General features: G+C 69.6%; 23 protein-coding genes. 11 read left to right on the forward strand and 12 right to left on the reverse strand.

Annotated features, from left to right (window positions below):
• Nucleotides 1-25 precede the first annotated feature (25 nt).
• Nucleotides 26-604 carry an EndoU domain-containing protein gene (locus tag AB0M30_RS42685; protein ID WP_103340370.1) on the forward strand — a complete coding sequence of 193 codons (579 nt, stop codon included), beginning with the start codon at nt 26-28 and terminating at the stop codon, nt 602-604.
• On the opposite strand, the gene AB0M30_RS42690 is transcribed toward AB0M30_RS42685, so the two are convergent.
• The 3 genes from AB0M30_RS42690 to AB0M30_RS42700 all read right to left on the reverse strand — a co-directional run bounded on the left by AB0M30_RS42690 (nt 601) and on the right by AB0M30_RS42700 (nt 3,490).
• Entirely contained in the window at nt 601-1,416 is an 816-nt protein-coding gene (locus AB0M30_RS42690) for a GNAT family N-acetyltransferase (RefSeq protein ID WP_364596880.1), read from the reverse strand. The genes AB0M30_RS42685 and AB0M30_RS42690 overlap by 4 nt on opposite strands.
• 9 nt (nt 1,417-1,425) lie before the next feature.
• Nucleotides 1,426-1,698, reverse strand: coding sequence for a helix-turn-helix transcriptional regulator (locus tag AB0M30_RS42695; protein ID WP_364596883.1), 273 nt, complete (start codon nt 1,696-1,698; stop codon nt 1,426-1,428).
• 172 nt (nt 1,699-1,870) lie between these two features.
• Nucleotides 1,871-3,490: an alpha/beta hydrolase gene (locus tag AB0M30_RS42700; RefSeq protein WP_364596886.1), complete on the reverse strand. Its 1,620-nt coding sequence runs from the start codon at nt 3,488-3,490 to the stop codon at nt 1,871-1,873.
• A gap of 188 nt (nt 3,491-3,678) precedes the next feature.
• Here AB0M30_RS42700 and AB0M30_RS42705 point away from each other — a divergent pair, with 188 nt between their 5' ends.
• Together AB0M30_RS42705 and mctP are read left to right on the forward strand one after the other, a co-directional pair.
• Nucleotides 3,679-3,957, forward strand: coding sequence for a DUF3311 domain-containing protein (locus AB0M30_RS42705; RefSeq protein ID WP_364596889.1), 279 nt, complete (start codon nt 3,679-3,681; stop codon nt 3,955-3,957).
• Entirely contained in the window at nt 3,954-5,609 is a 1,656-nt protein-coding gene (gene mctP / locus AB0M30_RS42710; protein ID WP_364596892.1) for a monocarboxylate uptake permease MctP, read from the forward strand. The genes AB0M30_RS42705 and mctP overlap by 4 nt, the downstream gene beginning before the upstream one ends.
• On the opposite strand, the gene AB0M30_RS42715 is transcribed toward mctP, so the two are convergent.
• From AB0M30_RS42715 to AB0M30_RS42725, 3 genes are read right to left on the reverse strand one after another with little or no spacing between them, the layout of a single operon-like run.
• Nucleotides 5,606-6,208, reverse strand: a complete 603-nt coding sequence (locus AB0M30_RS42715; protein ID WP_364596895.1) for a hypothetical protein — start codon at nt 6,206-6,208, stop codon at nt 5,606-5,608. The two genes, mctP and AB0M30_RS42715, sit on opposite strands and share 4 nt — an antisense overlap.
• Before the next feature lie 19 nt (nt 6,209-6,227).
• Entirely contained in the window at nt 6,228-7,400 is a 1,173-nt protein-coding gene (locus AB0M30_RS42720; protein ID WP_364596897.1) for a DUF6596 domain-containing protein, read from the reverse strand.
• Entirely contained in the window at nt 7,397-7,753 is a 357-nt protein-coding gene (locus tag AB0M30_RS42725; RefSeq protein ID WP_364596900.1) for a YciI family protein, read from the reverse strand. The genes AB0M30_RS42720 and AB0M30_RS42725 overlap by 4 nt, the downstream gene beginning before the upstream one ends.
• A gap of 78 nt (nt 7,754-7,831) precedes the next feature.
• On the opposite strand from AB0M30_RS42725, the gene AB0M30_RS42730 reads away from it, so the two are divergent.
• Nucleotides 7,832-8,404 (forward strand): peroxidase-related enzyme, encoded by a 573-nt coding sequence (locus AB0M30_RS42730; protein ID WP_364596903.1) that lies wholly within the window; start codon nt 7,832-7,834, stop codon nt 8,402-8,404.
• Here AB0M30_RS42730 and AB0M30_RS42735 read toward each other — a convergent pair.
• The 3 genes from AB0M30_RS42735 to AB0M30_RS42745 all read right to left on the reverse strand — a co-directional run bounded on the left by AB0M30_RS42735 (nt 8,401) and on the right by AB0M30_RS42745 (nt 11,153).
• On the reverse strand, nt 8,401-9,330 hold the full coding sequence (locus AB0M30_RS42735; RefSeq protein WP_364596906.1) for a helix-turn-helix domain-containing GNAT family N-acetyltransferase: 930 nt from the start codon (nt 9,328-9,330) through the stop codon (nt 8,401-8,403). The two genes, AB0M30_RS42730 and AB0M30_RS42735, sit on opposite strands and share 4 nt — an antisense overlap.
• A 223-nt stretch (nt 9,331-9,553) precedes the next feature.
• Nucleotides 9,554-9,703 (reverse strand): hypothetical protein, encoded by a 150-nt coding sequence (locus tag AB0M30_RS42740; RefSeq protein WP_167379635.1) that lies wholly within the window; start codon nt 9,701-9,703, stop codon nt 9,554-9,556.
• A 259-nt stretch (nt 9,704-9,962) separates the two neighbouring features.
• On the reverse strand, nt 9,963-11,153 hold the full coding sequence (locus AB0M30_RS42745) for an ATP-binding protein (protein ID WP_103340889.1): 1,191 nt from the start codon (nt 11,151-11,153) through the stop codon (nt 9,963-9,965).
• Between the two features lie 108 nt (nt 11,154-11,261).
• On the opposite strand from AB0M30_RS42745, the gene AB0M30_RS42750 reads away from it, so the two are divergent.
• Nucleotides 11,262-11,744: a hypothetical protein gene (locus AB0M30_RS42750; RefSeq protein ID WP_364596909.1), complete on the forward strand. Its 483-nt coding sequence runs from the start codon at nt 11,262-11,264 to the stop codon at nt 11,742-11,744.
• A gap of 61 nt (nt 11,745-11,805) precedes the next feature.
• Here AB0M30_RS42750 and AB0M30_RS42755 read toward each other — a convergent pair whose 3' ends face one another.
• Complete coding sequence (locus tag AB0M30_RS42755; RefSeq protein WP_364596912.1) at nt 11,806-12,540, reverse strand: MerR family transcriptional regulator; 735 nt, start codon at nt 12,538-12,540, stop codon at nt 11,806-11,808.
• A 171-nt stretch (nt 12,541-12,711) separates the two neighbouring features.
• Between AB0M30_RS42755 and AB0M30_RS42760 the strand changes: the two genes are divergently transcribed.
• Nucleotides 12,712-13,257: a DoxX family protein gene (locus tag AB0M30_RS42760; protein WP_364596915.1), complete on the forward strand. Its 546-nt coding sequence runs from the start codon at nt 12,712-12,714 to the stop codon at nt 13,255-13,257.
• A 46-nt stretch (nt 13,258-13,303) separates the two neighbouring features.
• Here the strand turns inward: AB0M30_RS42760 and AB0M30_RS42765 are convergent, their stop codons facing one another.
• The gene (locus tag AB0M30_RS42765) at nt 13,304-14,593 is read right to left on the reverse strand and encodes an acetyl-CoA C-acetyltransferase (RefSeq protein ID WP_364596918.1); all 1,290 of its coding nucleotides are present in this window, start codon (nt 14,591-14,593) and stop codon (nt 13,304-13,306) included.
• A 93-nt stretch (nt 14,594-14,686) separates the two neighbouring features.
• On the opposite strand from AB0M30_RS42765, the gene AB0M30_RS42770 reads away from it, so the two are divergent.
• Together AB0M30_RS42770 and AB0M30_RS42775 are read left to right on the forward strand one after the other, a co-directional pair.
• On the forward strand, nt 14,687-16,021 hold the full coding sequence (locus tag AB0M30_RS42770; RefSeq protein WP_364596920.1) for a 3-oxoacyl-ACP reductase: 1,335 nt from the start codon (nt 14,687-14,689) through the stop codon (nt 16,019-16,021).
• 1 nt (nt 16,022) lies between these two features.
• Nucleotides 16,023-16,865: a MaoC/PaaZ C-terminal domain-containing protein gene (locus tag AB0M30_RS42775; RefSeq protein WP_364596923.1), complete on the forward strand. Its 843-nt coding sequence runs from the start codon at nt 16,023-16,025 to the stop codon at nt 16,863-16,865.
• Here AB0M30_RS42775 and AB0M30_RS42780 read toward each other — a convergent pair.
• Nucleotides 16,857-17,513, reverse strand: a complete 657-nt coding sequence (locus AB0M30_RS42780; protein ID WP_364596926.1) for a TetR/AcrR family transcriptional regulator — start codon at nt 17,511-17,513, stop codon at nt 16,857-16,859. The two genes, AB0M30_RS42775 and AB0M30_RS42780, sit on opposite strands and share 9 nt — an antisense overlap.
• Nucleotides 17,514-17,639: 126 nt before the next feature.
• Between AB0M30_RS42780 and AB0M30_RS42785 the strand changes: the two genes are divergently transcribed.
• The 3 genes from AB0M30_RS42785 (at nt 17,640) to AB0M30_RS42795 (ending at nt 19,397) form a co-directional block, all read left to right on the forward strand.
• Nucleotides 17,640-18,296 carry an SCP2 sterol-binding domain-containing protein gene (locus tag AB0M30_RS42785; protein ID WP_364596929.1) on the forward strand — a complete coding sequence of 219 codons (657 nt, stop codon included), beginning with the start codon at nt 17,640-17,642 and terminating at the stop codon, nt 18,294-18,296.
• Between the two features lie 61 nt (nt 18,297-18,357).
• Complete coding sequence (locus AB0M30_RS42790; protein ID WP_364596994.1) at nt 18,358-18,909, forward strand: SCP2 sterol-binding domain-containing protein; 552 nt, start codon at nt 18,358-18,360, stop codon at nt 18,907-18,909.
• 5 nt (nt 18,910-18,914) lie between these two features.
• The gene (locus tag AB0M30_RS42795; RefSeq protein WP_364596931.1) at nt 18,915-19,397 is read left to right on the forward strand and encodes a SitI3 family protein; all 483 of its coding nucleotides are present in this window, start codon (nt 18,915-18,917) and stop codon (nt 19,395-19,397) included.
• The last annotated feature ends 62 nt before the right edge of the window (nt 19,398-19,459 follow it).

Here is a 19,459-nt window from a genome sequence, read left to right on the forward strand (position 1 = left end):
CTCGGTGCGACGAAGGGAGCAGCGAGTGGGCGGCGGGCACGCACCGGGCGTCGGGCGCAGGGCGACCAGCGAGTTCCCGGCCGGCTGGACCGACGAGCAGATCATCTCCGTGGTCAAGGACGTCGCGAACGACCCCAGCGAGGCCCGGCGGCAGCAGCGCAACGGCCGCTGGCGCTGTGCCGGCGAGCGGTTCAACGTCCACCTGATCGTGCTGGTCGAGGACAACGGGCACGTGCACACCGCCTACCCGGTGGCCGGGCCCGGCGTGGTCCGCAACCCCGACACCGCGCGCGACCCGGCGAACCCGACGGTCGCCGACCTCAAGGGCAACCGGATCAGCTTCTTCGCCGACAGCGTCCTGACCACGATCGGCAACCGGCTCTCCCCGGAGGATTACACCCATTACCGGACGCTGCTGTGGGCCGGTGAGTGGGAGGAACTGGCCGACGTGCTGGCCGCGCACGCGTACCGGGTCGGCTTCGGCTTTTCCGCCGACGAGTTTTCGGACTTCGAGAAGCTGCTCAACAGCTACGACCTGCCGGTGCCCGGGTGCGTGTTCCTCAACGACCGCGAGCACATCCTCAAGCAGCTGCGGCCGGCCTAGCGGAAGTCGTACCCCTGGAAAGCCGCGATCGGGGCGTAGCCGAGGCGGCGGTACAGGGCGTTGCTGGTGACGTTGGCGGGATCGGTGTAGAGGACGACGTCCGTCGCGCCGGCGGCCAGCGCGGCCTGGCTCACGGCGACCGTCACGGCGCCGGCGTAACCCCGGCCGCGGAACCGGGCCGGGGTGTAGACGGGGTCGACCCGGACCATGCCCGCCAGCACCGGGGTCCATCCCGCCATGGCGACGGGCGAATCGGTCTCCCAGAACGTGAACTGCTTGCCGGCGAAGTTCGACGCGGCCCAGGACCGCTCGTCGGCGATGGGCGCCTGCCCGACCGCGGTGGCGAACTCGCCGCACCAGCGGATGACCTCCGCACGGTCCCGCGCGGCCAGGGCGCGGCCTTCGGGCATCGGCTCCGGCGGGGTGAGAGTGCCGAGCCGGTAGAGCCGGACCCGCACCCCGGGCACCGGCACCGCGTCGGTGTGCCGTTGCCACGCCTCGGCGAACGCGCCGGCGGTGTCGTCCTCCGCGGTCACGCCGGACAACGGCCGGCCGGCCAGTTCCGCGGCGAGGGCGTCGGCCTCGTCGGCTGCGACCGCGGTGAGGATCAGGCGTTGCGCCGGGCGGCAGTAGCAGATCGCGCGGACCTCGCCGTCCTGCTCCAGCCGGCCGAAGAGCGTGCCCTTTTCCTCCTGCGTCCGCAGCTTCTCGAGCCGGGTCAGCTGCGAGGTGTGCAGCGCGGGCCGCGAGCGCAGGAAGCCGCCGGTCCGGGCGAGGAAGTCGTCGATGTCCTCGGTGAGGTGCCAGGGCATTTCCGCAGGTCAGCTCGCCTGCGAAAGCGTGGGTGACGCGGCGGGCGTGACGGCCGCGCGCAGCTCCTGCAGCGGCAGGCCGACGGCATCGGCGATCGCGGCGACCGTGAAGAAGGCCGGTGTCGGGATGCGGCCGGTCTCGATCTTCCGGAGCGTTTCGACCGAGATCCCCGCCTCCGCGGCGACGTCGACCATGCTCCGGCCGGCCCGCGCCGCGCGCAGTGCCTGGCCGAGGCGTTCGCCCCGTTCGCGCTCTTCATCCGTAAGCGGTACCCGCACCATAGGCGGCATTTTAATACCACCGCGGCGCGAAGCGCCTCCGTTGAGGGTGGTGGCGGGGGCATGGATGGAATACCACCGGAGTTGTCCACCGCCTGTGGACAACTCTGTGCACAGGTGTGGAAAGGCCCCGCCGAACGTCCGTTCGGCGGGGCCGCCACTAGCCCTTGTGGTGTCAGGCGCCCGCGGGCACCGGAAGTGGCATGCCGGGCAGGCTCTGGTCGTTCGGCACCACGCCGTCGACGAGGTAGGCCTCCACGACCTTGTCCACACCCGCGTTGCCGCCGGCGTAGATGCCGTGGTCACCCTCACCGGTGATCGTCAGCATCCGCGAACCCGCGAACGCCTTGTGCGCGCGCCGCGCGCCCTCGATCGGCGTCGCCGGGTCGTGCTCCGACTCGACGATCAGCACCGGCGGGACACCCTTGCCGTCCAGCACCGGGAGCGGGGCCGGCGGCTTCTTCCAGAACAGGCACGGCTGGATGAACCAGCCGGCACCCAGGAGCGGCAGCTGCTGGTCGATCAGCTTCTGCGAGTCCTTGATGGCGCTGTTGGGCGAGCCGGTCCACGGACCCTCGTTGCACGGGATGGTCCAGAAGCTGGCGTCGTAGGAGTCGCCGTCGGCCGGCACCATCAGCGGCTGCGGGCCGTAGGTGACCGTGCTCTTGTCGCCGGCCTTGACCTTCTGTGCCGCCGACGCCTTGGCCTGCGCCGAAGCGGTGCCCTGGGTCAGCGTGCGGACGCTGACCAGGTAGTCGGCCAGGCCGGGGAAGGCGCGCTTGGAGTAGATCTGCGACGCGATGAACGAGTCGAGGCCGTTGGCCGAGACGGTCGAACCGTCGGGCAGGGTGACCGCGCCCTGGGTCAGGGCGTAGCGGACCTGCTCGTAGGTCTGGCGGGCCGCTTCGCCGGTGGTGCCGAAGTGGTAGAGCTTGTCGTACTTCGCCACCCACGGGAGGAAGTCCTGCCGGAAGCGGCGCTCGAAGCCGAGCGGCTGCCAGTCGAACGACTTCTGCCAGGTCGTGGTGAACTCCGTCGAGGAGTCGAGGACGAACCGGCCGGTGCGGGCCGGGTAGGCCTGCGCGTAGTGCGCGCCCATCCAGGTGCCCGCGGAGTAGCCGACCCAGTTGATCTTGTCGCGGCCGAGCAGCACGCGCAGCAGGTCGATGTCCTTGACCGTCTGGTCGGTGTTGATCAGCGGGCCCAGCTCGCCGGACTTCTGCTGGCAGGACAGCGCCGCGTACTTCGTCGCCTGCAGGATCAGGTTCAGGTTGCCGCGGTCGCGGTCACGCGGGTCCAGGTCCGACCCGGTGCCGATGGCGCCGCCGCAGGTGATGTTGGTGCTCTTGCCGGTGCCGCGCGGGTCGAAGCCGACGATTTCCTGGTGCTCGCGCAGCTTCGGCTGGTTGCGCAGGCGGGCCGGGAAGTTGCGGCCGGGCGCGCCCGGGCCGCCGGGGTTGGTGACGACGCTGGCGGTCGCGTCCTTGGTCGCCTTCAGCCGGCTGACCGCGATGGTCAGGTCGATCTGGGCGTTGGCCTGGTACCAGTTGCGCGGGGTCTTGTAGGTCGCGCACTCCATGTCCTCGGCACCCGCGGGCGGGGCCGTCGGCAGCTCGGAGGGGACAGCACACTTGTGCCAGTCCAGCTTCTGGTTCGCGTACTGCGCCGGGATGTTCGTGGAGTTCAGCGGCTGCTTACCGGCCGCGACCTCCTGACCTGCGAACGCAGGCGTGAACCCGGCCAGCAGGGTGCCGGCGATCGCCGGGATCACCACCGCGTAGCGGAGTCGTGTCATACGGTTGCCCCTTTTGGGTTTGCGCGTGCGGAGTCGGGCTATTGATATAGGGCCCGCGGGGGTGGGGCAACCGACGTTGGTCGGCATCGGCGACCGGGGCGATCAAATCGATATCGGACAAGCGTGACTCGCTGTCACTGAGGTCTTAAGGTCAGGCAGTCGGTTACGGGAGTGTTAGGTGAGGTCCGATGTCGACTGTGAAGCACGACGGAAAGGTGCGCGGGTTCCAGTACAGCCCGTGGAACCTGCTCCTGATCGTCCCGCTGCTGGTCCTGGTCACACCGCTGTTCAACCTGGACGGTCCACGGTTGTTCGGGATGCCGTTCTTCTACTGGTTCCAATTCCTCTTCGTCGCGATCGGGGTGCTCAGCACCTGGATCGTCTACATGATGACGCGGGACAAGCGGACCGTTGACGCCCCGGACAAGCTGAGCGTCGAAGACCTGGACGAGGGGGACGCTCGATGAGCAACCTGCAGTGGCCCGAGCTGATCATCTTCACGATCCTGTTCGCCCTGGTCACCGTGCTCGGCTTCATGGCGTCGCGCTGGCAGCGCGGCAGCACGCTGGACCACCTGGACGAATGGGGTCTCGGCGGCCGCAAGTTCGGCTCGTGGATCACCTGGTTCCTGCTCGGCGGTGACCTCTACACGGCGTACACGTTCGTCGCGGTGCCCGCGCTGGTGTTCAGCGCCGGTGCGCTGGGCCTCTACGCGCTGCCGTACACGATCGTCGTCTACCCGATCGTCCTGCTCCCGGCGCTGCGGATGTGGTCGGTTTCGCGGGTGCGCGGCTACGTCACCCCGGCCGACTTCGTGCGCGGCCGCTTCGGCTCGCCGATCCTCGCGCTGCTGGTCGCGATCACCGGCATCGTCGCGACCATGCCGTACATCGCGCTGCAGCTGGTCGGCCTCGAAGCCGTGCTGCGGACGATGGGCATCAACGGCTCCGGCATCGTCGGGCACCTGCCGCTGCTGGTCGCCTTCGTCATCCTGGCCTTCTACACCTACCAGTCCGGCCTGCGGGCGCCCGCGCTGATCGCGTTCGTCAAGGACATCCTGATCTACATCGTGATCCTGGTGGCGATCATCTACCTGCCCTCGAAGCTGGGCGGCTGGTCGCACATCTTCGACGCCGCGGCGAAGAAGCTCGGCACGCCGAGCCCGGCCACGGGCAAGCCGGCCGGGTCGATCCTGCTGACGGCCAACAACCAGCTGCAGTACGCGACGCTGGCCCTGGGCTCGGCGCTCGCGCTGTTCCTGTACCCGCACTCGCTGACCAGCGTGCTGGCCTCGCGCGGCCGCAACGTCATCAAGCGGAACATGGTCGCGCTCCCGGCGTACTCGCTGGTCCTCGGCCTGCTGGCCCTGCTCGGCTACGTGGCGATCACCGCCGGTGTCAAGCCGCTGACGAACGCGGCCACCGGCAAGGCGGACGGCAACACGATCGTCCCGGTCCTGTTCGACAGCCAGTTCTCGTCCTGGTTCGCCGGCATCGCCTTCGCCGCGATCGGGATCGGCGCCCTGGTGCCGGCCGCGATCATGTCGATCGCCGCGGCCAACCTGTGGACGCGCAACATCTACAAGGAGTACATCCGCAAGAACGCGACACCGCAGGAAGAAGCGAAGCAGGCGAAGCTCGCTTCGCTGGTCGTGAAGCTCGGCGCGGTCGCCGTGATCATCCTGATCGACCCGCAGTTCTCGATCGACCTCCAGCTCATCGGCGGCGTGCTGATCCTGCAGACGCTGCCGGCCGTGGCGCTCGCGTTGTACACGCGCTGGTTCCACCGCTGGGGCCTGATCGCGGGCTGGGTCGTCGGCATCGGCTGGGGCCTGATCATGCTGTACGGCATCCCCAACCCGGCCAACGGCAAGCAGCACTTCGGCGGTTCGGCGCTGTCACTGGGCAACCTGTCGCTGTTCGGCTGGCACCCGTTCGCGGGTTCGGCGGTCCAGATCTACGTCGGTTTCGTGGCGTTGATCGGCAACCTGGTGGTCACGGTGATCGTGACGGTGATCGCCCGGCAGCTGAAGGTCTTCAACGGCACCGACGACACCAACGCCGAGGACTACCACGCCGACGAGAACGACAAGGACCTGCGCCCGATCGGTGTCCACTAAGGACTCTCGCGGCGGATGAGCGTCCGTGACACGAGGTAGAGCACCACGCCGGTGAGCAGGTGCCAGAGGAAGTGCGTGCCGGCCGGGACGTAGTCACACACGTCCCGGTCGAGCCCGCGCAAGCTCAATGAGAGCGCGAAGATGGCACCTGCCACGGCGAAGTGCGTCCAGTGGGCGTCGCGCTTGAAGGCGAGTATCGCGGCGAAGACGCCGAGGCCGATGAGAGCGCCGAGGTAGAGCCCGCCGCCCAGCAACGCCGTGCCTACGGTCAGCGCGAGGAACACCGGTGCGGCGGCCCACGCCCAGCGCGGGCTCCAGCTGTCGCGGGTGAACAGCACGGCGTACACGGCCGCGAAGAGCAGTAGAGCGCCCGAGTCCCCGACCGCCGCCCAGCGCGTCGCGAGCAGGTGGAAGACGGTGCTCGCGACGAAGACGAGCCCGAACAGCCCGGCGAGCACCCGGCCGGTCCGATCCCCGTTGGCCAGCCGCCACACGAGCACGGCGGCGACGAGGAAGGCGAGATTGCTGAGACTGTTGAGCGGCTCACCCCAGAGCCCGGGCCCGACGCGTTCGCAGTACCCGTCGACGTAGTCGGTCACGCGACCAGCCAACCAGGGATCACCGGCACGCGGCCAGGCGCTGCTCCAGGAAAGACCGCTGCGGCTCCGAACACGGCAGGGTCAGCGCTCGCCGGTAGTGCCGCGCCGCCTTGCCGGAGTCCCCGGCCCGCAGGTACAACGCCCCCAGCGCGGCGGACCACGGCAGGTGCCCGGCGAGTTCGGTCCGCAGCGCTTCCACCTCGGCGATGCCGGCCCGGGGCCCGTCGACCTCGGCGAGCGCGATCGCCCGGTTGAGCCGCACGACCGCCGTCGGCCGGACGAGCAGCAGGTCGTCGTACAGCCCCAGGATTCGCCGGTGGTCGGGTTCGGTCGTGGTGTGGCACAGCGCGATGGCCGCTTCGACGTGGAACGCCGACAGTTCGGGCCCGACGCAGGACCGCTCGAAGGCCTGCGCGCCTTCCCGCACGAGTTCGGCATCCCACCGGCTCCGGTCCTGTTCGCCGATCGGCAGCAGCTCGTCGCGCGCCGGCAGCCGGCTGGCCTGCAGCAGCTGCAGCGCGAGCAACGCGCCGACGCGCGGCAGGTCGGTCCGCGCGTCGGCGGTCAGCAGCCAGGTCAGCCGGATCGCCTCGGCGCACAGCTCGCGGCGCACCACCAGCTCGCCGGTCGTGGCCTGGTAGCCCTCGTTGAACAGCAGGTAGAGCACGTCGAGCACGCCGTCCAAGCGGGCCTCCAGCGGCTCCGGCAGTTCGACCGCTTCGCCGGACTCGCGGAACCACTTCTTCGCGCGGACGAGTCGTTGCGCGACCGCGGATTCCGTTGCCAGCAACGCTGTCGCGATTTCCCGGACGCCCAGTCCGCCCACGATCTTCAGCGTCAACGCGGCTTGGGAGGCGCGGGGCAGCGCGGGGTGGCAGCACCGGAACATCAACGCCAGTTCGCCGTCGTCCGTCTCCGGCACGTCCCCGGTCAGCAGGGGAAGCTTCGCGCGCAAAGTCTTCTCGCGGCGCACGACGTCGAGCGCCCGGTTGCGGGCGACCCGGAAGAGCCAGCCGCGTGGGTTGGCCGGTACGCCGGAGACCGGCCAGCTGCGCAAAGCGAGTTCCAGCGCGTCGGCCAGGCAGTCTTCCGCCAGGTCCAGCCGGTCCGGTCCGAGCGCCCGGGTCAGGGTGGCGAGGATCGGTCCCGTGCTGTGCCGGAACAGCCGCTCGACCACCCCGGCCGTCGTCATCGCAGGTGGGTTTCGCGGGCGTCCTGATCGGTCAGCGCGATCTCGTGCAGCACGAACCAGCCGATCCCGTCCTCGGCGATCGGGTGCTTGAGAAACAGCTTCGCCGCTTCATCGAGGCTGCCGGCTCGGACGACGATGTAGCCGGCGATCACCTCACTCGACTCCGTGAACGGCCCGTTCATGACGTTGCCGGCGTGCACCACCTTCGAATCCGGCGCCAGCCCGGCCGCGGTCACCAGCCGCCCGGCGGCCCGCAGCTCCTCCTGCCAGGCCAGGTACCGGTCGATCCCGTTCGCGACCAGGTCCGGGTCCGGCTCGGCCGGGAACACCATGAACGCGGCGAATGTCGGCATGTCGGCTCCTTCGTCTCCGCTGACAATGGCCCCTAGACGAACAAGGCGCCACGGAATCGACACGGCTAGCGTGAAGCCATGAGCGACGTGAGCCGGTTTCCGGTGGTGGACCTCGAAGACCTGCCCGACGACCTGCGTGAACGCGTCGGTGCGATCGCGGAGAAGTCGGGCTTCGTGCCCAACATCTTCCGCGCCCTCGGCCACCGCCCCGCCGAGCTGCGGGCGTTCCTCGACTACCACGACGCGCTGATGGAACGCACCGACGGCCTCACGAAGGCCGAGCGCGAGCTGGTCGTCGTCGCCACCTCGGGCGCGAACCACTGCACCTACTGCGTGGTCGCCCACGGTGCCATCCTGCGCATCCGCGCGAAGGACCCCGAGCTGGCCGATCGCGTGTCGAGCAACCCGTGGCAGGTGGAACTCGACGAACGCGGCCGCGCGATCGTCGACCTGGCACTGGCGCTCGCCCAGGACTCCGCCCTGTTCGGCGAAGGCGACCTCGAAGCCGCGCGCAACGCCGGCCTGACCGACGACGAGATCTGGGACGTCGGCGCGATCACGGCGTTGTTCGCGATGTCGAACCGCCTCGCCCACCTCACCGCGCTCCGCCCGAACCCGGAGTTCTTCCTGCTCGGCCGGGTGCCGCGCTAGAACTCCAGGCGCCAGGTCTCCTCGGTCAGCTTCGGGCCCCAATCGGCGAAGTCCGTCTCCCGCACCAGCTCGAACCCGGCCGCGCGGTAGAGCGAACGCGCGGCGTCGAGGACGGACACCGTCGACAGCTCCATCGCCCGGTAGCCGTGCGCTCTGGCGAACTCCACGCACTCGGCGACCAGCCGCTTGCCCACACCGTGCCCTCGAGCCGACGGCTCGAGCAGCAGCAACCGGAGTTTCGCGGTGTCCGCTCCCGGCCCGCGGGTGCACCCGATGCTGCCGGCTCGCTCGCCGTCCAGCTCCGCGATCCAGAAGGCCTGCCGCTGATCGTCGTGGGTTTCGGCGAAGTCCGCGACGATCCGGGCGACGAGCGCCTCGAACCGGGCGTCGAAGCCGTACTCGCGGGCGTAGAGGGCGCCGTGCCGTTCCACCACCCAACCGAGGTCACCCGGTCGTGGCGGGCGGAGGACGAGGGCCGGATCGCGGCGACGGTCGCCGACCAGGTCGCCGATCGTGTGCATCGCGGCCAGCAGGCGCTGCTGGTCTTCGTCGGCGAAGCGGCGTAGCAGGCCGCCGATCTGGTCGGTGGAGCGGCGGTTCAGCACCGCGAAGGCGTCCCGGCCCGCGGCGGTGGGCCGCACGAGCTGGCGGCGGGCGTCCTCCTCGGACCGTTCGCGCACGATCAGCCCACGGGACTCGAGCCGCGCGAGCAGCCTGCTGGCGTAGCCGGCGTCGAGGTCGAGACGTTTCCGCAGGTCAGTGACCGGCAGCGGGTCCTGGTGGGCGAGCTCGAAGAGCACGCGGGCTTCCGGCAGCGAGTACTCGGCGTCCGCCGGCCCTTCGTCGAGCACGCCGATGACACCGGTGTAGAGCCGGTTGAAGGCCCGGACCGCGGCTACCCGCTCGGCCAGCTGTGCGTCGTTCATTGACCACCTCAACAAGTTCGTTGACGAAGTCAAAGATTACTGCGGAAAGCTCCGACGGCAAGGGGTTTTCGGGGAAATGGGAAACCCCGCGATGCTGCCAGGTCGGGGGTCCGCCAGCATCACGGGGTCGTACTGGGTATCGACACCTCTTCGGGTGGCGTTACACCGTGAGCACGATGTGGCCTAGGTCACTCGAATGGGCGACCGCCACGGGGTGAAGAGATCAGCGCATGTAGCCCGAGCGAGCCTGCGCGATCGCGATGAGTTCCTGACGGACCGTCGCGGTGGCGGCGGTGTCGATCGCCCGGTTCAGCGCCCGGCGAGTGCGAACCTCGGCGCGACGGGCACGGAGCTTGGCGGCGATGTTGTTCATCGGTTTCTGCATCCCCTTCGAGGGTCTTGGTGGTTGTGCCTCTAGTATGCACCTTTTTTCACAAGGAATCCAACGAATATCCGGTGATGTGGCGCACTCGCCGATGAATCATCGGCAAACTTGGGTATGCGCCGGAGAGATTGGGGGTGGCCGCGGTCACGTCGAAGCAACCCGCTACAGCTCTCTAGGGCTATCTAGCGAATGAGCTAGATAAGCGTAGCGACGCGCATAGACCGGAAGAGAGCCGGAAAAGCCCAGGTCAGTCGCGGCCGAGCAGGTAGTGGCCGAAGTGCGGGACGGTGAAGGCGATCTGGCCCCGCTCGGCGGAGTACACGAGGCCCTTCTTCATCAGGCTGTCGCGCGCCGGCGACAGCGACGACGGCTTCCGCCCGAGGAACACGGCGACGTCGGCGGTGCCGGCGGGCTCGTCGCGGCCCTGGGTCAGCGAGGCCATCGCCTGCAGGTACTCCCGCTCGGCCGGCGTCGCGCGCTCGTAGCGCGACCCGAAGAAGCCGACCGCCAGCTCCGACTCCGCCTCGGGCGCCGCGACCTGGACGTCCTTGACGGTGATCGGGTCGGACGGCGCCGCGTCCCAGGCCGCCTTGCCGTAGGCCTGGATGAAGTAGGGGTAGCCGCCGGACGCGTCGAACAGCGCGTCGAGAGCTTCGGGCTCGATGCCGGCGTCCTCGCGCTCGATCGGCGCCATCACGGCGAAGTCGGCGTCCTCGCGGTTGAGCCGGTCGATCCGCGCGTACCGGAAGAGCCGCTCGGAGTAGGACTTCGACGCCGAGAGCACCGCGGGCACGTGCGGCAACCCGGCCCCGACGACCACCAGGGGCGCGCCGGACTGGGACAGCTCGTGGCAGGCCGCGCACAACGCCGAGACGTCGTCCGGCTGCAGGTCCTGGATCTCGTCGATGAGCAGCGCGACGCCGGTGCCGACGTCGGCGGCCAGCTCGGCGACGTCGGTGAACAGCTCGACGAGGTCGATCTCGATGTCCCCGGAGTCGGCCCGCCCCTGCGCGGCGGGCACGTCGATGCCCGGCTGCCACCGGTCGCGCAGCTTGGCGTCGGCCTTGTTGGCCCGCAGCGCGAACGCCTTCAGCACGCCGAGCACCTCTTCGACCCGGTCCGGCGCCCGGTGCCGCACGGCGAGGTCCCGGATGGCCCGGTGCAGCGCGGCCGACAGCGGCCGCCGCAGCTCGGCGTCCGGCCGGGCCTCGATCTTGCCCGCGCCCCACTTGTGCCGCACGGCCATCGCCCGCAGCTCCCCGAGGAGCACGGTCTTGCCGACCCCGCGCAGCCCGGTGAGCACGAGACTGCGTTCGGGTCTCCCCCGCGCCACCCGCTCCAGCACCACTTCGAAGGCTTTGAGCTCACGCTCGCGCCCGGCCAGCTCGGGCGGCCGCTGCCCGGCGCCCGGCGCGAAGGGGTTGCGGATGGGGTCCACTCTGCCAAGTTATCGGCGTTTCTAGGGTGAGCCCGATATTCCGCCATAGACGGCTAGGCGTGTCGCCGAGGTTCGACCGGTCGGCCCAGGCTGTGCTTGGGTGGCGAGGTGACCGGCTTCGAGGTGGGTGCCGTGGTGACCGGCACGGTCTCCGCGATTCCGCGGCCCGGCGCCATCGGCCTGTTCGTGGCCCTCGCCGGCGAGCGGCAAGGCTTCGTCGACGTGCTGACCCTGCCGAGGCGGCCGGAGTCGTGGCCCGCGGTCGGCACGACGACGACCTTCGAGGTGCTGGCCCGCCGGCCGGGGCAGGTTCGGTTGTGGCCGCTGGATCCGGAGTTCCGGTCGGGGCCCCTCGACAACGGCGTGTCGGACGAGCAGTGGCGAGCGCGCAAGGCGCGCCACCCGGAGGGCACGGTCCTCACCGCGGAGGTGAGCGACGTCTGCGCCGGCTCGTACCTCGTCCGGTACGAGGGCGGCTGGTCCGTGCTCGAAGACGACGAGGAGCCGCCGGAGGTGGGCACCCGGGCCGCCTACGAGGTGGTGCGCCACCTCGACACCACCCGGCGCACGCTGCTGCGGCCGAGTACATAGAGACGAACAGGTCTGCAGCCCTGCTCGTCCCTACCCCCAGTGCGCCTCTTACGACGCGCCACTAGTCACCGAGGTTCCGTTCCGCGTAGATCTTCATCGCGTCCCGGACGAATTCCGCCGTCGCGCCTTCGAGCCCGTAGCGCGAGTCGTCGACGTACAGCTGTCCCAGGCCCGCGAAGTAGCCCTTCGACACGGTCGAGACCGCCGGTCGCAGCCACTCGTGCAGCCGCCGCGTGATCGCCTGGACCTCGTCGGAACCCGGCGTCGAACCCGCAGCCCGCGCCGCGCCGAACGCCGCCGCGATGTCGAGCTGCTCCTGCTGGTGGGCCTGCTTCTCCTCGGCCGACAACGAACTCCACCACTGGTCACCGCGCCGGTACGCGTCAGCGCCCCAGCGCGAAGTCACTTCCTTCTCGTACTTCGTGTGGTCGAAGCCGTCGAAGACTTCTTCTGCCATCAGTCGTTCACCTCCCTTCAGTTTCCGGAGGGTCGTGCGGACCGAATCGATCTGCCGTCCGATCCGCCGCTGCTCCTGTTCGAGCAGCTCCAGGTGGGTTTCGAGCGCCGCGGCGCTGTCTCGCTGCCCGTCGAGCACCTCGGCGATGGCCGGCAGCCCGAGGCCGAGCTCGCGCAGCAGCAGGATCCGCTGCAGCCGGACGAGCGCCTGCTCGTCGTAGTAGCGGTAGCCGTTGCCGCCGATCCGGCTGGGCTCGAGCAGGCCGACCGCGCCGTAGTGGCGCAGCGTCCGGCTCGTGGTCCCGGCCGAGCGGGCGATGTCCTGGATCGACCACTCCATGACTCCGACGATAGAAGTTGACGCAACGTCAAAGTCAACCGCTAAAGCCTTCTAAGGCTTTCTAGCGTCAGGACTATAAAACCGCAGAAAGCCCGATGAGGATTCGAGCACGGGCCGAGCGGGCATCCACGGAGTAGGTTCGACCAGGCAGCGGCCCGTACGAGGAAGGCTATGACCGTGATACTCCGTCGAGTGGCTCGTCCCCTGCTCGCCACGATCTTCGTGACGGGCGGGATCAATGCGCTGAGGCAGGCCGAGGGCCACGCCAAGGCGGCGGAACCGTTCCTCAACAGCGCGTTCGAAAAGTACGGCGACGTCGTCCCGGCGCAGGTCCCCCGGGACCCGGTGACGCTCGTCCGGATCGACGCCGCGGTGAAGATCGGCGCCGGTCTCGCGTTCGCGGCCGGCAAGGCGCCGCGGCTGGCGGCCGGGCTGCTGCTCGGCAGCCTGGTGCCGACGACGCTCTCGACGCACAGCTTCTGGACCATCAAGGACCCGGGCGAGCGCCAGCAGCAGCAGATCCAGTTCTTCAAGAACGCGAGCCTGGCCGGTGGCCTGCTGCTCGCGGTCAGCGACACGCACGGGAAGCCGTCGGCGGCTTGGCGGGCGCGCCACGCCGCGAAGGATGTCGGCGTCGCGGCCGGGAAGCTGAGCCGCAAGGCCGAGAAGCGCGCGAACAAGCTCGCGAAGCGGGCGCAGAAGGCGCTCCCCAACTGACGCGAAAAGGGCCGCCCCTCGCGAGGGGCGGCCCTTTTTCGTGCGGCTACTTCTCCAGGATCGCGGTGACGCCCTGGCCGCCGGCGGCGCAGATGGAGATCAGGCCGCGGCCGGACCCCTTCTCGTGCAGCAGCTTCGCCAGCGTCGCGACGATCCGGCCGCCGGTCGCGGCGAACGGGTGCCCGGCCGCCAGCGACGAGCCGTTGACGTTCAGCTTCGCCCGGTCGATCGCGCCGAGCGGCGCGTCCAGGTCCAGCTTCTCCTTGGCGAACGCCGGGTCCTCCCACGCCTTGAGCGTGGCCAGCACCTGCGACGCGAACGCCTCGTGGATCTCGTAGAAGTCGAAGTCCTGCAACGAAAGTCCGGCGCGCGCGAGCATCCGCGGCACCGCGTAGGCGGGCGCCATGAGCAGGCCCTCGTCGCCGTGGACGTAGTCGACGGCCGCGGTCTGTGAGAAGGTCAGGTAGGCCAGCACCGGCAGCTTGTGCGCCTTCGCCCACTCGTCGGTGGCGAGCAGGACCGTCGACGCGCCGTCGGTCAGCGGCGTCGAGTTGCCCGCCGTCATCGTGCCGTCCGGGCCGCCGAAGGCCGGCTTGAGCTTGGCGAGCTTCTCCGCGGTCGAGTCCGGGCGCAGGTTCTGGTCGCGCGCGAGCTTGAGGAACGGCGTCACGAGGTCGTCGAAGAACCCGCGGTCGTAGGCGGCGGCGAGCTTCTGGTGGCTGCTCGCGGCCAGTTCGTCCTGGGCCTCGCGGGTGATCTCCCAGACCTTCGCCGTCAGCGCGGCGTGCTTACCCATCGACAGCCCGGTGCGCGGCTCCTCGTTGCGCGGGATCGCCGGGACGATGTGGCCGGGACGGATCTTCGCGACGAGCTTGAGGCGGTCGCCGAGCGTCTTGGCCGCGTTGAGCTGGATGAGGATCTGGCGCAGGTCCTCGTTGACGGCGAGCGGGGCGTCGCTCGTGGTGTCGACGCCGCCGGCGATGGCCGAGTCGAGCTGGCCGAGCGCGATCTTGTTGGCGACGTTGACGATGGCCTGCAGGCCGGTGCCGCACGCCATCTGGACGTCGGACGCGGGCGTCGCGGGCGAAAGCTTGCTGCCCAGCACGCTCTCACGGGCCAGGTTGAAGTCCTTCGAGTGCTTGAGCACGGCGCCGGCGGCGACCTCGCCGATCACCTCGCCCTGCAGCGAGAAGCGGCTCACCAGACCGTCGAGGGCGGCGGTGAACATGTCCTGGTTCGACGCCTTCGCGTACGGCCCGTTGGACCGCGCGAAGGGGATCCGGTTGCCCCCGATGATCGCGACCTTGCGAACGGCAGGCGTTTTCTTCGGCGGCATGACTTCCACCTCTCTGGTCGTGTCCCTCACACTGTAACCTACTAGCGAGTAGGTTAGACTGCGACGTGACGCAGACTGCACGGGAGGCAACCGATGGCTGACAGGTACCAGCAGTTCACGAAAACCCCGGTGGGGAAGTTCGTGGTGCCGAAGCTCGGCCTGCCCAACCCCGCCACGCTGCGCCGGTACCGCCCCGGGCAACCCGCGCTCGAGGGTCCCGCACTTCTGGGTGCCGCGCCCGGCGGACGGCTGGAGAAGACCCTGCGCGACCAGCTGGCCGACGCGGGCATCGAGGTGATCACCACCGCCGCCGACCGGCACGCGGCGCTGGTCTTCGACGCCACCGGCGTCACCGACCCCGCGCGCCTGCGCGAGGTCTACGACTTCTTCCACCCGGTGATCCGCAGCGTCGGCCCGTCCGGCCGCGTCGTCGTCCTCGGCACCCCGCCGGAGCAGGTCGAGGGCCGCGAGCGGATCGCCCAGCGCGCGCTCGAAGGGTTCATCCGTTCGGTGGGCAAGGAGCTGAAGCGCGGCGCGACCGCCCAGCTCGTGTACGTGGCCGACGGCGCCGAAGAGGCAACCGAGTCGACGCTGCGCTTCCTGCTCTCGGCGAAGTCCGCGTTCGTCGACGCGCAGGTGATCCGGATCGGTGCCGAGGGCAAGACGGCGGCTCCGCCCGCGAACTGGGAAAAGCCGCTGGACGGCAAGGTCGCGCTGGTCACCGGTGCGTCCCGCGGCATCGGCGCGGCGATCGCCGAGGTACTGGCCCGCGACGGCGCGCACGTCGTCGCGCTCGACATCCCCGCGCAGGGCGCGGACCTGTCGAAGGTGGCGAACAAGGTCGGCGGGTCGTCGCTGCAGCTCGACATCACTTCGCCGAGCGCGCCCGCGAAGCTCGCGGAGTACCTGAAGGAGCGGCACGGCGGCGTCGACATCGTCGTGCACAACGCGGGCATCACGCGCGACAAGACGCTGGGCAACATGAGCGAGAGCGCGTGGGACTCGGTGATCGCGGTGAACTTGGCGTCGCAGCTCGCGGTGAACGACAAGCTCCTCGCCGATCGCGTGCTGAACGAGAACGGCCGCATCATCGGCGTCTCGTCGATCGCGGGCATCGCCGGCAACGTCGGCCAGACGAACTACGCCACGTCGAAGGCGGGCGTGATCGGCATGGTCAACGTCGGCGCGCCGCAGCTGGCGGCCTACGGCGGCACGATCAACGCCGTCGCGCCGGGGTTCATCGAGACCAAGATGACCGCGGCCGTGCCGCTGTTCATCCGCGAAGCCGGGCGGCGGCTGTCCAGCCTCGGCCAGGGCGGCCTGCCGGTCGACGTCGCCGAGACGATCGCCTGGTACGCGAACCCGGCGTCGGCCGCGGTGAACGGCAACGTGGTCCGCGTCTGCGGCCAGGCCCTGCTGGGGGCCTGAGGTGGCGATCCGCGAACTCGACAGCACGCCGAGCCTGGCCACGCTGTACCCGAAGGCGCTGCTCGGCGGTGTCCTGCGCAAGCCGTCCGGGGATTCGCTGCCGGACACCGAGCTGGTCCGCACGGGCGTGGTCGTCGACCCGGCGCACCTCGCCGCGTACAACACGGTGTGCGGCTTCCGGCTGAGCGACGAGCTGCCGGCGACGTACCCGCACATGCTGGCGTTCCCGCTCCAGATGGCGCTGATGACCGAGCCGGGCTTCCCGTTCCCGCTGCTCGGCATGGTGCACGTGGCCAACCGGATCACCCAGCACCGCGCGCTGCGGGTGGGCGAGCCGCTGACCGTGCGCGTGCGGGCGGAGAACCTGCGTCCGCACGAGAAGGGCCGCCAGTTCGACGTCGTCAGCGAAGCCTGGACCGGCGAGGACCTGGTTTGGCGCGACGTCAGCACCTACCTGCGGCGCGGCTCGGGTTCCGGGTCTTCTTCGCGGCGTGACCAGCTCGCCCCGCCGACCCCGGACGCGATCTGGCGCGTCCCGGGCGACATCGGGCGGCGCTACGCGGAGGTCTCGGGCGACCGCAACCCGATCCACCTGCACCCGCTGACGGCCCGCCTGTTCGGCTTCCCGCGCGCGATCGCGCACGGGATGTGGACGAAGGCCCACGCGCTGGCCGCGTTCGAAGGCCGGCTGCCGGAGGCGTTCACGGTCGACGTCCGCTTCAAGCAGCCGGTGCTCCTGCCGGCCAAGGCGGGCTTCACGTCGTGGGCCACTTCGGAGGGCTGGGCGTTCGAGCTGTGGAGCGGGTCGAAGCCGCACCTGGAAGGCACGATCAGCTCACTCTGACGGCTTCCAGACCGCGCCCTCGATGAGGTCGTTGAAGCCGAGCCAGACGAGGTTCATCATCCAGGACGCCAGCACGCCGTCGGAGATGTCGGGGTGGTCGAGGGCCCAGTCGGCCAGCGACTCGGCCCCGCCGACCAGCGACGCGGCCAGCCCTTCGCCGGAGAACTCGGCCTGCTCGCCGACGCCCTTGCGGGTGCCGGCGGACACCACGAGCGCGGCGACCAGCTGGATCGCGCGCATCCGCATGTCGGTGACCTCGGCGGCGAACGCGCCGCCGACGGTCAGCGCCTGGCGGTGCAGGACCGTCCACGACTCGCGGTACTCGGCGACGAAGCGGTAGAAGGACCGCAGGCCGTGCCAGAGTTGCATGTCCGGCGGGAGGTCGGGCTGCACGCCGGCCTGGATGGCCTCGAGCAGGCGCGTCGCCTCGCGGCGGATGCACGCGCCGAAGAGGTCTTCCTTCGAGCCGAGGTAGGTGTAGATCATCGGCTTCGAGACCCCGGCGACGTCGGAGATCTCGTCCATCGACGCGGCGTGGTAGCCGTGGCGCGAGAAGACCTGGACGGCCGCGTCCAGGATCTGCCGCTCGCGCACCGCACGCGGCAGCCGCCTGGCCCGTTCGGGCGGACGCTGATCTTCCTCTGACACGCTGGACCTCCTCGTTGCTGCCCGGAGACGGTACCGGTCGTTGCCACGCGCGGGTGATTTCGGCACGCTTGCCCGCCTACCTACTGGTGGGTAGTATTACTCCTGGGTAACTGGAGAGGGGTGACCATGGCCGAAAACGCCGGGATGACCAGCGCTGATCGGATCGCGGACCTCCGCGGGCCGGCGCTGCTCGAAGCACTGGAGCGGCTCGACCCGCTGGGCCCGGAGGCTCACGCCCTCGACGTCAACGAGCTCGACCTCAACCCCGGCAACCTCCGCAAGGACGACTTCCGCCGGCTCCTGAACGCCCTGCTGAGGCTGGCCGAGCGCGCCCCGGCGTTCGACCTGAGCAAGGTCGAGCCGGCCCGCTTCGCGTCCCTGGTGGCTTCGGCGTCGCGCGCGCAGCTGGAGAGCGTCGTCGCCGACCGGCCGCTGCGAGAGCGCGTGCTGGACGAGATCTTCGCCCGCATGGGCGCGCACATCAGGTCCGATCGTGCCCGCGACCTGCAGGCAGTGGTCCACTGGCGCCTGTCGGGCGGAGCGGGCGAAGGCGGCTTCGACCGCTACGAGACGGCAATTTCGCACGGCTCCTGCACGGTGAGCCGCGAGATGCGCGCCACCCCCCGGGTCACGATCACCATCGCCCCGGCCGACTTCTTCCGGCTCATCACCCACCAGGCGACCCCGGCGGTGTTGTTCGTCACGGGCCGGATAAAGGTCAAAGGCGACTTGGCCTTCGCGGCCGGCTTGATCGGTTTCTTCGACTTACCGCACCCCGTATAGTCCGCCCGTGCCCCGAAACGCGAAATGGCGCCGCCCCCGCACCCTTCGCGGTGGCCACGTGGTGAACGCGTTCGCGGAGAAGCTGGTGCTCGGCCGCTTGACGCCCGAGCAGTTCACCCAGGTCCTGGAAACCCTGCACATGCTGGGCTCGGTAGGGGCGGGCATAGAGTTGAGCTCCTTGTCGACGGACGTCCTGGTGGACGTGGTCCGCCGCGCATCCCGCGACCAGTTGAAGGCGATCGCGGACCACCCGGAGCTGCGTTCGGTGTTCTTGGACGAGATATTCCGCCGCATGTCGGAACATTTCTCGCCGACCCGAGCGCGTCATGTGGACTTCGTGGTTTCTTGGCGCTTTTCGGAGGGAACAGGAGAGGACGGCTACGACCGTTTCCAGACAGTAATCGAGGACGGCGTGTGCGTTTCTTCGACGGACTTGTCCCGCACCCCGGACACCACGATCACCTTGTCAGTGGACGACTTCATCAGGATGGCGACAGGCAACGCAGCAGTGGCGGCGATGTTCGTGACAGGCCGGGTGAAGGTGAAGGGCGAGTACGCCCCGGCGGTGCGCTTCTCAAGCTACTTCGACATCCCCAAGCCCACGGTGGACTAGCTCGAATGGCCATCTCTTACGATCTCGAAATGGCGACATCATCGTCGCTGGAGCAGGTCGCACGCGCACTGCTCGACGTCGGCGGCCGCCCGTTGGAGCTCTTCGAAGAATCAGTCACGCCCGAACAGATATCCCGCGACGGCGCGGTAACCCCACTTCGCACGTGGGTCCGAGTCTATGAACGCAGCCCTGCGCCATGGTCGCCGCTGGTCACGGACTTCGGAATCACCCCGACTTTGGCCATCGGCTTCAGCATCTACAAACACGACCGGATTTCCGAACAACAGGACGACCTGGTCCGCCTGACCACTGGCCTGCTGGACAAAGTCACCGGAGACGCGGTGCTCTCCGGCATGGAAACGATCTGGCTCATGCGCCGCGCTGGCGAGTTGAGTGTGAACGAGCGGGACGACCTCTGGTCCGAGCACCGCCTCGCCACCCTCCACCAGCCCTATCGACGAGACACCTTGGCCTTCGCAGAGGAGTGAAGGCGCGGTTCCTAGCTGTCGCACGTTGGGGACACCAAACTGTCGGTGTCCACCTTTAGGGT

Origin of the sequence: Amycolatopsis sp. NPDC051716 (genome assembly GCF_040681595.1) — a bacterium.
In the GTDB taxonomy this organism is placed as follows: Bacteria; Actinomycetota; Actinomycetes; order Mycobacteriales; family Pseudonocardiaceae; genus Amycolatopsis.

Coding starts and splice junctions, on each gene's coding strand:
- AB0M30_RS42690 (WP_364596880.1), bottom strand. CDS start 1,416: ATGCCCTGGCACCTCACCGAGGACATCGACGACTTCCTCGCCCGGACC.
- AB0M30_RS42695 (WP_364596883.1), bottom strand. CDS start 1,698: ATGGTGCGGGTACCGCTTACGGATGAAGAGCGCGAACGGGGCGAACGC.
- AB0M30_RS42700 (WP_364596886.1), bottom strand. CDS start 3,490: ATGACACGACTCCGCTACGCGGTGGTGATCCCGGCGATCGCCGGCACC.
- AB0M30_RS42705 (WP_364596889.1), top strand. CDS start 3,679: ATGTCGACTGTGAAGCACGACGGAAAGGTGCGCGGGTTCCAGTACAGC.
- mctP (WP_364596892.1), top strand. CDS start 3,954: ATGAGCAACCTGCAGTGGCCCGAGCTGATCATCTTCACGATCCTGTTC.
- AB0M30_RS42720 (WP_364596897.1), bottom strand. CDS start 7,400: ATGACGACGGCCGGGGTGGTCGAGCGGCTGTTCCGGCACAGCACGGGA.
- AB0M30_RS42725 (WP_364596900.1), bottom strand. CDS start 7,753: ATGCCGACATTCGCCGCGTTCATGGTGTTCCCGGCCGAGCCGGACCCG.
- AB0M30_RS42730 (WP_364596903.1), top strand. CDS start 7,832: ATGAGCGACGTGAGCCGGTTTCCGGTGGTGGACCTCGAAGACCTGCCC.
- AB0M30_RS42735 (WP_364596906.1), bottom strand. CDS start 9,330: ATGAACGACGCACAGCTGGCCGAGCGGGTAGCCGCGGTCCGGGCCTTC.
- AB0M30_RS42740 (WP_167379635.1), bottom strand. CDS start 9,703: ATGAACAACATCGCCGCCAAGCTCCGTGCCCGTCGCGCCGAGGTTCGC.
- AB0M30_RS42755 (WP_364596912.1), bottom strand. CDS start 12,540: ATGGAGTGGTCGATCCAGGACATCGCCCGCTCGGCCGGGACCACGAGC.
- AB0M30_RS42760 (WP_364596915.1), top strand. CDS start 12,712: ATGACCGTGATACTCCGTCGAGTGGCTCGTCCCCTGCTCGCCACGATC.
- AB0M30_RS42765 (WP_364596918.1), bottom strand. CDS start 14,593: ATGCCGCCGAAGAAAACGCCTGCCGTTCGCAAGGTCGCGATCATCGGG.
- AB0M30_RS42770 (WP_364596920.1), top strand. CDS start 14,687: ATGGCTGACAGGTACCAGCAGTTCACGAAAACCCCGGTGGGGAAGTTC.
- AB0M30_RS42785 (WP_364596929.1), top strand. CDS start 17,640: ATGGCCGAAAACGCCGGGATGACCAGCGCTGATCGGATCGCGGACCTC.
- AB0M30_RS42795 (WP_364596931.1), top strand. CDS start 18,915: ATGGCCATCTCTTACGATCTCGAAATGGCGACATCATCGTCGCTGGAG.